General features: G+C 69.6%; 13 protein-coding genes and 1 tRNA gene. 3 read left to right on the plus strand and 11 right to left on the minus strand.

Annotated elements, in window-relative coordinates:
* Positions 1-20 precede the first annotated feature (20 nt).
* Positions 21-1,286 (plus strand): winged helix-turn-helix domain-containing protein, encoded by a 1,266-nt coding sequence (locus AAY78_RS17925; RefSeq protein WP_046749630.1) that lies wholly within the window; start codon positions 21-23, stop codon positions 1,284-1,286.
* On the plus strand, positions 1,283-2,209 hold the full coding sequence (locus tag AAY78_RS17930) for a hypothetical protein (protein ID WP_127012410.1): 927 nt from the start codon (positions 1,283-1,285) through the stop codon (positions 2,207-2,209). The genes AAY78_RS17925 and AAY78_RS17930 overlap by 4 nt, the downstream gene beginning before the upstream one ends.
* A gap of 39 nt (positions 2,210-2,248) precedes the next feature.
* Here AAY78_RS17930 and AAY78_RS17935 read toward each other — a convergent pair whose 3' ends face one another.
* The 3 genes from AAY78_RS17935 to AAY78_RS17945 form a co-directional block, all read right to left on the minus strand.
* Positions 2,249-2,815, minus strand: coding sequence for a LemA family protein (locus AAY78_RS17935; RefSeq protein WP_046749632.1), 567 nt, complete (start codon positions 2,813-2,815; stop codon positions 2,249-2,251).
* A gap of 88 nt (positions 2,816-2,903) precedes the next feature.
* Positions 2,904-4,217, minus strand: a complete 1,314-nt coding sequence (locus tag AAY78_RS17940) for a D-arabinono-1,4-lactone oxidase (protein WP_046749633.1) — start codon at positions 4,215-4,217, stop codon at positions 2,904-2,906.
* Positions 4,214-5,461: an alanine racemase gene (locus AAY78_RS17945; RefSeq protein ID WP_046749634.1), complete on the minus strand. Its 1,248-nt coding sequence runs from the start codon at positions 5,459-5,461 to the stop codon at positions 4,214-4,216. The genes AAY78_RS17940 and AAY78_RS17945 overlap by 4 nt, the downstream gene beginning before the upstream one ends.
* Before the next feature lie 85 nt (positions 5,462-5,546).
* On the opposite strand from AAY78_RS17945, the gene AAY78_RS17950 reads away from it, so the two are divergent.
* Positions 5,547-5,619: transfer RNA gene (locus AAY78_RS17950), tRNA-Leu, on the plus strand.
* Positions 5,620-5,629: 10 nt separating this feature from the next.
* Here the strand turns inward: AAY78_RS17950 and AAY78_RS17955 are convergent.
* The 8 genes from AAY78_RS17955 to AAY78_RS17990 form a co-directional block, all read right to left on the minus strand.
* Entirely contained in the window at positions 5,630-6,295 is a 666-nt protein-coding gene (locus AAY78_RS17955; RefSeq protein ID WP_046749635.1) for a DedA family protein, read from the minus strand.
* Positions 6,296-6,301: 6 nt separating this feature from the next.
* On the minus strand, positions 6,302-7,156 hold the full coding sequence (locus AAY78_RS17960) for a hypothetical protein (RefSeq protein WP_046749636.1): 855 nt from the start codon (positions 7,154-7,156) through the stop codon (positions 6,302-6,304).
* Between the two features lie 291 nt (positions 7,157-7,447).
* Positions 7,448-8,956, minus strand: coding sequence for an NAD(P)/FAD-dependent oxidoreductase (locus AAY78_RS17965; RefSeq protein WP_046749847.1), 1,509 nt, complete (start codon positions 8,954-8,956; stop codon positions 7,448-7,450).
* A gap of 25 nt (positions 8,957-8,981) precedes the next feature.
* Positions 8,982-10,289 (minus strand): S8 family serine peptidase, encoded by a 1,308-nt coding sequence (locus tag AAY78_RS17970; RefSeq protein WP_046749637.1) that lies wholly within the window; start codon positions 10,287-10,289, stop codon positions 8,982-8,984.
* Positions 10,286-10,828 carry a DUF501 domain-containing protein gene (locus AAY78_RS17975; protein WP_046749638.1) on the minus strand — a complete coding sequence of 181 codons (543 nt, stop codon included), beginning with the start codon at positions 10,826-10,828 and terminating at the stop codon, positions 10,286-10,288. The genes AAY78_RS17970 and AAY78_RS17975 overlap by 4 nt, the downstream gene beginning before the upstream one ends.
* A gap of 47 nt (positions 10,829-10,875) precedes the next feature.
* Positions 10,876-11,457: an FtsB family cell division protein gene (locus tag AAY78_RS19610; RefSeq protein ID WP_231589748.1), complete on the minus strand. Its 582-nt coding sequence runs from the start codon at positions 11,455-11,457 to the stop codon at positions 10,876-10,878.
* 73 nt (positions 11,458-11,530) lie between these two features.
* On the minus strand, positions 11,531-12,811 hold the full coding sequence (gene eno / locus AAY78_RS17985) for a phosphopyruvate hydratase (RefSeq protein ID WP_046749639.1): 1,281 nt from the start codon (positions 12,809-12,811) through the stop codon (positions 11,531-11,533).
* A gap of 97 nt (positions 12,812-12,908) precedes the next feature.
* Positions 12,909-13,568 (minus strand): O-methyltransferase, encoded by a 660-nt coding sequence (locus AAY78_RS17990; protein WP_046749640.1) that lies wholly within the window; start codon positions 13,566-13,568, stop codon positions 12,909-12,911.
* Between the last annotated feature and the right edge of the window lie 25 nt (positions 13,569-13,593).

The raw sequence follows: 13,593 nt of genomic DNA on the forward strand, positions 1-13,593 counted from the left end.
CGCGGCGCTACCCTGGCGAGGTGACAGACACCCTCAGCTCGACCCAGGCACGTCGCATCGCGCTGGCCGCTCAGGGATTCACCCGAGCACGACCGGCGACGGTCGCGGGGCGGCACGTGCACCGGGTCATGGACCGGCTCGGAGTCCTGCAGATCGACTCCGTGAACGTGTTCGCGCGATCGCACTACCTCCCGCTGTTCTCACGGCTCGGCGCGTACGACCCCGCGCTGCTCGACCGCATCTTCCTCTCCCGCACGACGCACTACGTCGAGTACCTCGCCCACGAGGCCACTTTCATCCCTGTCGAGGACTGGCCGTTGTGGCGCTTCCGCATGGACGACTTCCGCCGGCGCTGGGCGGGGGAGGACTCGTGGATGAGCAGCAACGCCCGCACCGTGCAGTGGGTGACGGACGAGCTGCGTGCGCGCGGCCCGCTGCGACCGGCCGACCTCCGCGAAGACGCACCGCGGGAGCGCGGCACCTGGTGGGACTGGGACGATGTGAAACTCGCGCTCGAGCACCTGTGGCGCACCGGTGACGTCGCGATCAGCGGGCGTCGCGGATTCGAGCGCACGTACGCGCTGGCGGAGCATGTCATTCCCGACACCATCCGCTCACGGGAGGTGTCCCGCGCCGAGGCCATCCTCGAGCTGAGCCGGCGCGCGGCGCGATCGAGTGGCGTCGCCACACAGTCGGATCTCGCCGACTACTACCGCATTCGCGACCGCGCCGCAGTCGCCCGCTCGATCGCCCAGCTCGTGGATTCGGGTGAGCTGATCCCGGTGAAGGTGCGGGGTTGGGAACGTGGCGGGCGCCCGCTCCCGGCCTGGCGGCATCAGGATGCGGTGCTGCCGCGCAGAGTGGATACGGCGGCGATCCTGACGCCGTTCGACCCGGTGGTGTGGTTCCGGGACCGGGCCCTCCGTGCATTCGACCTCGACTATCGCATCGAGATCTACGTGCCGGCCGAGAAGCGGCGATTCGGCTACTACTCCCTGCCTGTGCTCGTCGGCGACCGCATCGTCGCACGGGTGGACCTCAAGGCCGATCGGACCACATCGACTCTGCAGGTGCAATCCGCGTGGTGGGAGCCGCAGGCGCGTCCCGGCGACGCGGAGCCGATCGCCCGGGAACTCGCACTCGCCGCCGCCTGGCAGGGTCTGGAGCACATCTCGGTGTCCGGTTGGGGTGACGCCACGGCGGCGCTTCACACCGCCCTGGCCGCGGGCACGGGAACAGGTCCGGCCGTGCGCCGCCATCTGCATCCCCGAGAGAGTCCCGCATGAACAAGGAGTCCCGCAGGAGCAGAGTGCGGCGGCGCTGGGTGATCAGCGGCGCGGTCGTCGTCGTCCTCCTCGCCGCAGGGGTGTGGATCTGGCAATCCTCCGCGCGGTCGACCACCCCGGAGGAAGCGGCACTCGAGTACCTGCAAGCCCTGGAGTCCGGCGATGCCGATACCGTGCGGGCCACCGGGATCGTGGTCACGGAGGCCGCACTCGACGCCTTCGACGCCGCGAGCGCGCTGGTGCGAGACCCCGAGGTCACGCGCGTGCGACACAGCAACGGCAGCACGTCGGCGGCGGTGGAGGTGTCGTTCGAGCTCGATGGAGATGCCCACGACGCAGTGCTCGCGCTCGACATGGTCGACGGCCGCTGGCGTGTCGACTCCTCGGGGCTCGGCAGGGTGACCCTCGACTCGACCATCGGTGCTTCCGTCGCGATCGGCACCACCGCTGTCCCCACGGGCGAAGCGGTCGCTCTCCTCCCCGCGCTGTACACGGTCTCTGCGATGCCGGCGACGCTGCTCGAAGGCGAGAGCGCTGTGACGGTCATGCCTGCCGTCGAGGTCACGACCGTGGTCGATGCCACGCTGCGCCCGGAGGCGACGGCGGTCGCCCAAGACCACGTGGACGACATCGTCGAAGCGTGCACCGTCCCCGGGACCGAGACGCCGGACGGTTGCGGACTGCGCATCCCCTGGGGAACGGAGTTCCGTGATGTCGACGGGTTCCGCTACCGGGTCGAGGAGGCTCCCGCCGTCACTCTCACCCCGGCAGGCTTCACCGCGGACGGCGGGGTGCTGGTCGTCACCGTGACGGGGACCGGCGCAGACGGCGCCGGGCTGACGACGACGTATCGCACGGACTCCTGGACGCTTCGCGGCGACGTGTCCTTCACCGCCGACGACCTCATGCTCTCACCGTGGTGACGAACGCCGTCGCCGAACCGTGCGTCAGAAGTGCACGCGTCAGAACTGCACGCGGGGAGGCTCCGAGATGGCGCTGCTGTCGGCGACCTCGAAGAACTCGCGCTCGGTGAACCCCAGCCCCTTGGCGAACAGGTTGTTGGGGAAGACCTTGATCTTGGTGTTGAGCTCGCGCACGCCGCCGTTGTAGAACCGACGCGCCGCCTGGATCTTGTCCTCGGTGTCGACCAGGGCCTGCTGCACCTGGAGGAAGTTGGTGCTCGCCTGCAGCTGCGGATACGCCTCAGCGACCGCGAACAGGCTGCGCAGAGCCTGCTGCAGGTGCCCCTCGGCGATACCGGCTTCTCCGGGCCCTCCCGCCGACAGCGTCTCGGCACGCGCACGGGTGACGTTCTCGAAGACCGCCTTCTCGTGCGAGGCGTAGCCCTTCACCGTCTCGATGAGGTTGGGGATGAGGTCGGCTCGTCGCTTGAGCTGCACGGTGATGCCGCTCCACGCCTCGTCGACACGCACATTCAGCTGCACCAGCGAGTTGTACGTGGCCCACAGATAGATGCCGACGAGCAGGATCACTCCGACAACGATCAGTACCGGCACGAGCCATTCCATCAGAGGCCCACCCTTCCTCGTGTTTCTCTCATCCTAGACGCGCAGCCTGCACGTGGACTGGGCGTACGCGGCGTCCGCCGCCGTCGGTTCAGCTGCCGAGCACCCGTTCGAGATAGCGGTTGCCGAACCGACGTTCCGGGTCGAGCCGGTCGCGCAGGGCGATGAAGTCGTCGAAGCGCGGATACCGCTCCCGGAGCGTCTCCGCGGTCAGCGTGTGGAGCTTGCCCCAGTGCGGACGTCCGCCGAACCCGTGCATGATCTCCTCCACCGCTCCGAAGTACTCCGTGGGGTCGGCTCGCCAGTATCGATGCACGGCGATGTACGCACTGTCGCGCCCGTGAGCGGTGGAGAGCCAGCGATCGTCGGCTGCGGCGAAACGCACTTCGATCGGGAACTCGATCCGCCACCCGCGCCGGTCGATGAGAGCCCTGACTGCCTGGAACGCCGCCACGACGTTCTCGGCCGGGATCGCATACTCCATCTCCCGGAAGCGCACGGTCCGGCTCTGGATGAGCACGCGGTGCGACAGCTCGGTGTACTCGCGATCGCCGGTGAGCTTGACCGCGAGCCGGCTGAACGACGGCGTGATCGCCGGGACGACCTGGCCGGCTGCGCACACGACGCGGTAGACGCCGTTCGAGAGCACCGTCTCGTCGATCCATCGCCCGACCACAGGGAGCGGCTTGCGGACCGTCGCTTCCGGGAGACGCGCCTGGCGCTTCGTCAGGGCGACGTCGGTGTGCGGGAACCAGTAGAACTCGAAGTGATCGGATGAGGCGACGCGCTCGTCGAGGGTGGCGAGCACGTCGTCCAGGGCGACCGGCTCGTCGATGGCGTGCATCACGAACGCGGGCACGCATTGCAGCGTCACCTCGACGATGATGCCGAGGGCGCCGAGTCCCAGTGCCACCGCAGGCAGGAGCTCGCTCTCGTGCTCCTCGTCGATCCGCAGGAACTCGCCAGCGGCCGTGACCATCGTGACGCCGACGACCTGGGTGGCGAGGCCGCCGTATCCGGCTCCCGTGCCGTGGGTGCCTGTGGAGATCGCTCCGGCGATGGATTGGCGATCGATGTCGCCGAGGTTCTCCATCGCGAGCCCGTACGGCGCCAGGAGCCCGGGGATGCGGTGCAGCCGCGTTCCGGCGAGCAGAGTCACCCGGCCGGTCTCGGCGTCGGCGGAGACGAGGCCCTGCAGGTCGTCGAGCTCGAGCAGCACACCAGGAGCGATGGCGATGCCGGTGAAGCTGTGACCGGCGCCCACCGCCTTCACGGGCAGTCCGTGCTTGACCGCGGCGATCACCGCGCGCTGCACGCCCTCCGGGCTGCGCGGCCGCTCCACGCGCACCGGACGCACGGACGCCGAGCGACCCCAGTTCTGCCAGGTGCCGCCGATTCTCGTCACAGGAAGGCCTTTCCCTCGCCGCGGTATGTCGGCAGCTCGTCGACGATCTCGTCGCCCGAGATCAGGTGATAGCTCTCGATGCGCTCTGCCGGCTCACCGCTCTTGGCATGGCGGAACCAGACACGGTCTCCCACGCCGAGCGACGCGGCCGCCGGCCCCTGCAGCGGCGTCTGCACCTCGCCGGCGGCTTCGCGGGAGAGGGTGTGGAGTCCCTCGGGCCACACAGCACGCGGCTGCCGGGAAGCCACAGCGGGGCCGGAGGCTATCCACCCGCCTCCGAGCACCGTGGCGATGTCGGCGGCGGGGCGGCGCACCACATCGAACGCGAATGCGGAGGCGGGCGCGGGACGGAACGACCGATAGCCGTCGAAGAGGTGTCCGCCGAGCAGCCCGCTGCCCGCGCTCGCCTCGGTGAGGGACTCGTCGCTGCCCGTGAACTCGAGCGATCCCGTTCCCCCGCCGTTGAGGATCTCCAGGGGTGCCACGGACCCGACTGCGGCGACGATCTCGGCTCGACGCTCACGCAGCTCGTTGCGCGAGCGCGCCTGCACCATGCGGATGAGCGGCGCATCGGGACCGGCGTCGTCGCCCTGACCGGCGATCTGCGCGTCGTACATCTGCAATCCGACGAGGCGGAACCCGGGGCGGGCGACGACCTTTCGGGCGAAGGCGGCGACCTCGCCCGCGCTGAACAGAGCAGAGCGGCGCACTCCGATGTGGCCGAGGATCGAGGACCGCCAGGAGGCATCCACGTCGATGGCGACGCGGAGCTCGGGGCGCGACCGGGGACCCGCGACGCTGTCGATCAGATCGAGGTGCACGAGGTCGTCGACCATCAGCGTGATACGCCGCGCGGCCTGCTCGTCGGCGAAGAGCCGCGCCAGTCCCGCGCGGTCCACGGTCGGGTAGCCCAGCATGATGTCGTCGTGGGTCTCGGCGAGCCAGAGCGCCTCTTCGAGCGTGAAGGCGAGGATGCCGCGGAACCCCGGCAGCTTCAGCACGGCGTCGAGCACGGAGCGCACCCGCACGGACTTCGAGGCGACGCGGATCGGGAGTCCACCGGCCCGCACCAGAAGGTCCATCGCGTTGTAGCGGAGCGCCTCGCGGTCGATCACCGCCACCGGTGCCGGGAGGTGTCCTGTCGCCGCGGACAGGCGCGGCCAGTAACGGGCCGGGTCCTCCCACTCAGGGGCGACCGCGGAGGCACCGTGGACGGGGCTCAGTTCATCGATGAGGTCGAGCACTCCCCCACCCTAAGGCCTCGCGGACTCCGGTTCACCCCTGACGGCACGGCGTCGCAGTCGAGCGCGGCGATAGGCTGACCGGGAGGCCCCCGTAGCCCAATGGCAGAGGCAGGCGACTTAAAATCGCTTCAGTCTGGGTTCGAGTCCCAGCGGGGGCACCGCCGACGCTCAGTCCTCCCCCTGCGCGACCGCCTTCCGCTCACCCGCTGCCTCCCGTATCCGGCGCACGATCAGGACGACGAGAGCTATCGCGATGGCGGAGTAGACGGCGTAGTCGAGATAGCCGAGGTACTGCTCCAGCTGCTCGTGCTGGGTGCCCAACGCCGCTCCGACGCCGAGGAGAAGCGCGTTCCACAGTCCGCTCCCGATGATCGTGTAGACGCTGAAGGTCACGAGGTTCATCCGCGACGCGCCGGCGGGGATCGAGATGAGGCTGCGGACACCGGGAACCATCCGTCCGACCAGGACGGTCCAGCCGCCACTGCGCACGAACCACTCGGATCCACGTTCGAGGTCGGAGCGACTCACCAGTTTCGTGGCAGCGAGCATCCGCACCGCCCGGTCCATGCCGATCGCCGCACCGAGCCAGTACAGCAGCAGCGCGCCCAGCCACGACGCCAAGGTGCTCCAGAAGATCAGCCACCCGAGATTCAGGGAGCCGCTCTGGCTCAGGTATCCCGCAAATGGCAGGATGACCTCGCTCGGGATCGGCGGCACGAGCACCTCGAGAAAGACGAGCACGCCGACGCCGACGTCTCCGAGGGCTGTGAGGACATCGGCGGCGAATCCGGTGAGGCCGGTGAAGCCGTGTTCGGCGGCAGCAGTGGGAACCATGCGGGGTCAGCGCCCGAAGATGTCGCCGATGCCGGGGAGGCCGAGATCGCCGAGCTGCTCGCCCCATCCACTCGCTGCCTCTCCGACCCCGGATACCGTCTCGCCGGCGGCCCCCATCAGCTCGCCTGCGCCGCCGGCGAGCGACTCGATGTCGACGCCCTCTGCGAGCGCTCCGAAGTCGACGCCGATGTTCGCCGCCTGCTCCAACAGAGGCCCGGCCACGGTGCTGACCACCGCACCTCCGGCCACGACGCCGAGAAGACCGACGGCCGCGCCCCCTGCGGCGACGGCAGCGCCACCGACGCCTGCGCCCCGCACGCGCGAGAGCAGTCCGCGCATCCGTCCGGGGTTCATGGCCTCTGCACGACCCGCCGCTCTGGCGAGGTCGTCGGCTGATGAGGAGCGCGGGCGCTCTCCTGGCGCAAATTCCTGTCGCATTCGAGCCTCGACGAGCGCACGCTGCTCGGGCGAAAGTCGCGCGAACGCCTCGCGGTGGATCTGCTCGACACGCTGCGGATCGGCCGTCTGCAGAAGGTAGTCGTAGCGGGCGATGGCCGCCCGATCGGCATCGGTCACGGACTGCGACGCGCGCGAGGCACCAGCCGCGGGCGGCGTGTACGGGTCACCGGCCGCCGGCGTCGTGTACGGGGCACCGGCTGCGGGACCGGGCAGCGAAGTCCGTCCGGCATCCCCCTGCCCGCGCACGGCGTCGACGGCGCCGCGCAGCATCCCGCTCCAATCCGTCGACCGGGATTCGTCGTGCGAGCGCGATCCGCCGGCCGAGTGGCCGTTGCGCCCCGAGGAGGCATTCTTCTCCAGCGCTTCGGAGGCCATTCCGATCAATCGGGAGAGCTTTCCCATGAGTGGTCCCTTTCGTGGTGCGGACCACCGGGGATCCACGACGTCGGGACGACGGCAGGGTTCACTCAGCAGCCCGCGATGCGGGTGCCAAGGTCTCCTCCACCCTCACGGGCCGGCGGGCCGGAGCACGATCTCGTGCTCGTAATGACGACTTCGCCGCATTCGGGAGTACTCCCCTTGCCCGCGAGACGATACCGACCGCACCTATGCGTCGCCTCGGAACGACCCGCCACGACGACGATCGGCCCCGGCGCAGTGCGCTCGGGGCCGATCGTCGTCGTGCGGAAGGTGTTACTTCGCCGCTGCTTCCGCCGTCTCGGGAGTCTTCTCCGCGACGGGCTTCTTCGCAGCCGGCTTCTTGGCAGCAGGCTTCTTCGCGGCGGGCTTCTTTTCCGCCGGAGCGGCCTTCTCCGCCGGAGCGGCCTTCGCCGCCGGGGCGGCCTTCGCCGGGGCATCAGCCACGGGCGCAGCGGGAGCGGCCGGGCGCGGACGCGCGGCGAACTCCTCGAAGACGTAGCGCGGGTTCTGCACCGTCTCGAGGTTCACGAGATCGCGGCCGAGCCACAGGTTGTTCCACCAGCCCCACAGCACGCGCCACTTGCGCTCCCACGTCGGCATCGCGAGACCGTGGTAACCGCGGTGCGCGAGCCAGGCGATGAAGCCCTTGAGCGCGATCTTGCCGGACTGGAAGACGCCGTTGTACAGGCCGAGACCTGCGACAGCGCCGAGGTTCTTGTGGAAGTAGTCCTTGGGCTTCTCGCCCCGGAGCACGGCCACGAGGTTCTTCGCGAGGAGCTTCGCCTGGCGGACCGCGTGCTGGGCGTTCGGCACGCAGAAGCCTCCGACGCCACCACCCGAGAGGTCGGGGACAGCGGAGACGTCTCCGGCTGCCCATGCACCCTCGACGAAGGCCTCGGGTGTGCCGACGCGCAGATCGGCGCGGGTCTGGATGCGACCGCGCTCCTCGACCGGCAGATCTCCGCCGCGCACGACGGTCGGGTTGGCCATGACGCCGGCTGTCCACACGATGACGTCGGTCGGGATGACCTCGCCGGTGGAGAGCTCGACGTTGCCGTCGACCGCACTGGTGAGCTGCGTGTCGAGGTGCACGTTCGCGCCGCGCTTGGCGAGGTCCTTGAGCACCCACTCGCTCGTCTGCAGCGAGACCTCGGGCATGATGCGGCCCATCGCCTCGATGAGGTGGAAATGCGTGTCCTCGAAGCTGATCTGCGGGTACTTGCCGACCAGAGCGGACGCCAGCGAGCGGAGTTCGGCGAACACCTCAATGCCGGCGAAGCCACCACCGACGACCACGACGGTCAACAGACGGTCGCGCTCGGGACCGGCGGGGAGCGAGGCGGCCTTGTCGAAGTTCGACATGACCTTGTCGCGGATCGCGACGGCCTCTTCGATCGTCTTCAGTCCGATCGCGTTGTCGGCGATGCCGGGGATCGGGAAGGTGCGCGAGACGGCGCCCGCCGTGACGACGATCTGGTCGTATGCGAACTCGTACGGCTCTCCCAGCGGCGGCGTGATGGTCGCGACCTTCTGGGCGTGGTTGATGTTGGTCACCTTGGCGGTGAGCACGTTGGTGCGCTTGAGGTGACGGCGGTGCGCGACCACCGAGTGACGAGCCTCGATGGAGCCCGCGGCGACCTCGGGGAGGAACGGCTGGTACGTCATGTACGGCAGCGGGTCGACCATGGTCACGTCGGCTTCGCCCTTGCGCAGGTGCTTCTCGAGCTTCCACGCGGTGTAGAAACCCGCGTACCCTCCGCCGACGATCAGGATCTTGGGCACAGTGCTGTTCTGAGGCACAGAAGAACTACTCCTCGGAGTCGGGGGTGTGGCGTACGGAAATGCGCGCCGATCGGATGCGCCGGGCAGCAGCGGTGACGCCAAGCGCTATCAGGATACCAGGGACTGTGAGCGCAATGAGCGGCAGGGTACCGTAGCGCAATGAATCCGCGCTGGGAAGCAGCGGTGAGCCGGGATCGGTGGGTGCGTCGGCCGCCGGCAGAGGCGGGATGTCTACCGGCGTGACGGGCGCGGCCGTCTCGGGCTCCGTCTGTGCACGGCGGAAGACGCGGATCCACTCGGCGAGATCCCCCATCGGGTTCTCGCTCACCGCCGGAAGGTTCGCGGAGATCGCCGCAGCGGCGTCGACCAGCCCATACCCGTACAGCGGGTCCTGCGGTTTGACCGCGTCGGGGACGGGGATGGCGGTCTTGATGATGCGGTTGATCACGTCGATCGCCTTGATCTCGGGGTGTGCCGAGCGGATCAGGGCAGCGACCCCTGCGACGATCGGGGCTGCGCCGCTCGTGCCGCGCCACGGCGTGACGGTCCCGTCGGCCGAGACTCCGATGAGTCCTTCGCTGGGCGCGGAGATGCCGATCGTGATGCCCTGTGTCGAGGCCTCGATGCTGGCCGTGCCGGTCTGGTCGACGCCGCCGACCGTCAGCACCCCGGGGATGGTCGCGGGAGCACCGATGATGTTCGTGCCGCTCCCCCTGTTCCCCGCCGCGACGACCACCACGACGTCGTGCTGGAACGCGTAGAGGAATGCCTCATCCCAGCTCTCATCCCAATCGAGCGTGTTCGTGGTGAAGGAGAGGTTGATGATGTCGGCGCCGTTGTCGACGGCCCACTTCATGCCCTTCGCGACCTGCTCCGTGAACGGCACGGCCGCGGCGGCGCCGAATCCGACGGAGATCGAGAGCAGATTCGCCTCCGGAGCGACGCCGATCATCCCGGTGCCGTCGGGAGCGCCTCGTCCGGCCGCGAGCGACGCCACCCAGGATCCGTGATTGCCGTCGACGGCACCCAGAGGGGTGCGGCCATCCGGCGTTCCGGTTCCCGATACGTCGGTTCCGCCGACCACGGCGTCGCCGAAGACGGAGGGCACCTTGGCGATACCCGTGTCGATCACGGCGATCGTCACGCCCTCGCCACGTGTGGTCTGCCAGGCTTCGCGGATACGCGCGCCGTCGAGCCAGTACTCCGAGGCCCGGACCGGGTCGGCCGGGTCGTCCGGGACCGGTGGCGGGGTGGCCGTGGCCCCGATGAGCAGCACGGACGCTGCGACCACCACGATGGCGGCAGCGCTGCGCAGCGTCCGGCGCACGGTCATGCCGTGGAGGCCGCCGTGTCGCGGGTGGCAGCGCCGGGGTCTTCGCAGCGGCAGACGGCGGGCGACCAGGAGGAACGCGCGAGCGCCGCGTCGCCGATCGGGTTCACTCCAGGACCGGCGGCCAGGGCATGCCCGGCCAGGGCGTGCAGGCACTTGACGCGCGTGGGCATGCCACCCGCGGAGATGCCGTCGATCTCGGGGACCTCGCCGAACTCGGCACGATCCGCCAGGTAGGCCTCGTGGGCTGCGAGATAGGCCGCAGCCATGTCCTCGTCCTCGGCGATGAGTGCGGCGAGCTCGGGCATCACCTGGGTGGCTTCCAGCGTCGACATCGCCGCCGTCGCCGCGGGGTGCGTGAGGTAGTAGAACGTGGGGAACGGCGTGCCGTCCGGCAGGCGCGGCGTCGTGGCGACCACCGTCGGGTTGCCGCAGACGCAACGGGCAGCGATACCCACCACACCCCGGGCGGAACGGCCGAGCTGGGCCGATACGACGGCGAGTTCGGCGGGCGTGGGGGCGGGGAAGGGCGGCGTGGTCACCCCACCAGCGTAGGGGAGGCTGCAGGGAAGATGCTCGGAGCGGATGCTCAGCGAGTGACGGCGGCGGTGTCGCTGAGCCCGGACGACACGAGGGTGCGCAGCAGCTGCGGCATCCAGTCCGTCGGCTTCTCGACGAGCGTGTCGCTCACCGGCTCCTGCTCCCGCGGGAGTGCAGCAGGATCGAGGTCGTTGTCGATCAGGTAGACGACCTCGCCTGGTTTCACGTAATAGAGGCGCTCGCGGGCCTGCGTCGTGATGTACGCGGGGTCGTTCCAGCGCTCGCGTTCGGCTTCGAGCGCCGCGATCTGGTCTTCGCTCACCTGCACGGAGGCCTCGAGGGCTGCGATCTTCTGGCGCTGGTCGATGAAGGTCCCGAGCGTCGGCACCAGCACCCACGCGCCGAGCACCACCAGCGAGAGCATGATGACGGAGAAGGCGGAGAGGCGGATGCCGGAAGCCCACTCGCGCACATCGACGCGGGGGGCTCCGCCTCGGCTCCCCGCCGCCGCGCGCGCGGTCGAAGGCGCCGTCGCGCGGGCCTTCGGCGTCGCCCTGCCCTTGCCTTTCGCCGCGGGTTTCGGCGTGTGCGCTCCCGGAGACGGCGAAGGAGGAGCCGGTCGTCGTGCCACGGCTCCTCCTTCGTCGTGCCGCATCAGCGGCGGTGTTCACCGCCCGCAGGCGGCTCTGCGTGCGTGTGTGCGCTCAGGCCTGGTAGCGCGGGAACGCGGAACGGCCGGCGAAGACCGCGGCGTCGCCCAACTCCTCCTCGATGCGCAGCAGCTGGTTGTACTTCGCGACGCGCTCGCTGCGAGCGGGCGCGCCGGCCTTGATCTGACCGGCGTTGGTCGCGACGACCAGGTCGGCGATCGTGGTGTCCTCGGTCTCACCCGAACGGTGCGACAGCATCGCGGTGTAGCCCGAGCGCTGTGCGAGGCTGACCGCGTCGAACGTCTCGGTGAGAGTGCCGATCTGGTTGACCTTCACGAGCAGCGAGTTGGCGACACCGCGCTTGATGCCGTCGGCGAGACGCTGCGGGTTGGTGACGAACAGGTCGTCGCCGACCAGCTGCACCTTCGAGCCGAGCGCCTCGGTCAGGTGCTTCCAGTTGTCCCAGTCGTCCTCTGCCAGAGCGTCTTCGATCGTGACGATCGGGAAGTCGTTGACGAGTCCGACGTAGTACTCGGTGAGAGCGGCGGCGTCCCAGTCCTTGTTGTCGAGGCGGTAGACGCCGTCCTTGAAGAACTCGGTGGCGGCGACGTCGAGGCCGAGCGCGATGTCGGTGCCCGGCGTGAAGCCGGCCTTCTCGATCGCCTTCACCAGGAAGTCGAGGCCCTCGCGGTTGCTGGGCAGGTCGGGGGCGAAGCCGCCCTCGTCGCCGAGGCCGGTCGCGTAGCCCGCGGCCTTCAGCTCGGCGCGCAGCACGTGGTAGGTCTCCACGCCCCAGCGCAGTGCCTCGGAGTAGGTCTCCGCACCGATCGGCGCGAGGAAGAACTCCTGCATGTCGATGCCGTTGTCTGCATGCTCGCCACCGTTGATGACGTTGAACAGCGGAACGGGGAGCACGTGGGCGTTCGGACCGCCCAGGTAGCGGAACAGCGGAAGGTCGGCCGAGTCGGCCGCGGCCTTCGCGACCGCGAGGCTCACGCCGAGGATGGCGTTGGCGCCGACGCGCTTCTTGTTCTCGGTGCCGTCGACCTCGATGAGGATCTCGTCGACGATGCGCTGCTCGCTGGCCTCGACGCCTTCGATCGCCGGTCCGAGCTCGTCGATGATGGCCTCGACGGCCTTGAGCACGCCCTTGCCGCCGTAGCGGCTCTTGTCGCCGTCGCGGAGCTCGTACGCCTCGAACGCGCCGGTGGATGCACCGGACGGCACGGCCGCCCGCTGCACGATGCCGTCGTCGAGGAGGACCTCCACCTCGACGGTCGGGTTTCCGCGCGAGTCGAGAATCTCGCGTGCGCCTACAGCCTCGATCAGTGCCACTGATGTGCTCCTTGCTCAGGGGGAAAACGTTGTGTGGAGCGTCGTCGATCCGCGCCCAGTCTAGCCCGGCCTCCCGACGGCTCCGAGGACCCGCCCGTCAGACGACGACCGCGATCGCGAAGCCGTCCCATCCCTTGGCTCCCACGGTCTGCAGTGCCGTGGCATCGAAGCGCGGGTCCTCCCCCAGCATGCGCAGACCTTCGCGCGTGCCGACGACCTTGGGGTCGTCGGAGTCGTCACGGACGATCTCGCCCTCGCGCCCGATGTTGTCGAGAACGATGACGGTGCCGGGATGACCGAGCTTCGCCGCCCAGTCGAGGTAGATCGTGTTGGACTCCTTGTCGGCGTCGATGAACACCAGGTCGAATCCGCCGACCAGGGTCGGAAGCACGTCCGCTCCCCTGCCCACCCGGATGTCAACGCGGTCTCCGACGCCCGCGGCGTCGATGCTGGCGCGTGCGACCGCCGCGTTGTCCGCCTCCGCCTCGACCGTCACGACGCGACCCTCGGAGCCCACGGCGCGGGCGAGCCAGATCGTGGAGTACCCGCCGAGGGTGCCGATCTCGAGCACCCTGCGCGCGCCGCTGATCCGGGCCAGCAGATGCAGGAGCTTGCCGGCCACCGGAGCGACCTCGATCTCGGGCATGCCCGCGTCACGCTGGGCGGCGAGCGCCGACTCCAGGTCGGGGTCGGGACCGACGAGCAGGTCGGCGAGGTAGGAGTCGGCATCGGACCAGGCGGCGGGGGTGGATTCCATGGCCTCAGCCAACCCCCGCCACTGC

Origin of the sequence: Microbacterium sp. Ag1 (assembly GCF_001005635.1) — a bacterium.
Classification (GTDB): domain Bacteria; phylum Actinomycetota; class Actinomycetes; order Actinomycetales; family Microbacteriaceae; genus Microbacterium; species Microbacterium oxydans.

Excerpts from the sequence above, each read along its gene's own strand:
- AAY78_RS17960 (WP_046749636.1), bottom strand. The coding sequence starts at position 7,156 with ATGGGAAAGCTCTCCCGATTGATCGGAATGGCCTCCGAAGCGCTGGAG.
- AAY78_RS17990 (WP_046749640.1), bottom strand. The coding sequence starts at position 13,568 with ATGGAATCCACCCCCGCCGCCTGGTCCGATGCCGACTCCTACCTCGCC.
- AAY78_RS17935 (WP_046749632.1), bottom strand. The coding sequence starts at position 2,815 with ATGGAATGGCTCGTGCCGGTACTGATCGTTGTCGGAGTGATCCTGCTC.
- AAY78_RS17970 (WP_046749637.1), bottom strand. The coding sequence starts at position 10,289 with ATGACCGTGCGCCGGACGCTGCGCAGCGCTGCCGCCATCGTGGTGGTC.
- AAY78_RS17955 (WP_046749635.1), bottom strand. The coding sequence starts at position 6,295 with ATGGTTCCCACTGCTGCCGCCGAACACGGCTTCACCGGCCTCACCGGA.
- AAY78_RS17930 (WP_127012410.1), top strand. The coding sequence starts at position 1,283 with ATGAACAAGGAGTCCCGCAGGAGCAGAGTGCGGCGGCGCTGGGTGATC.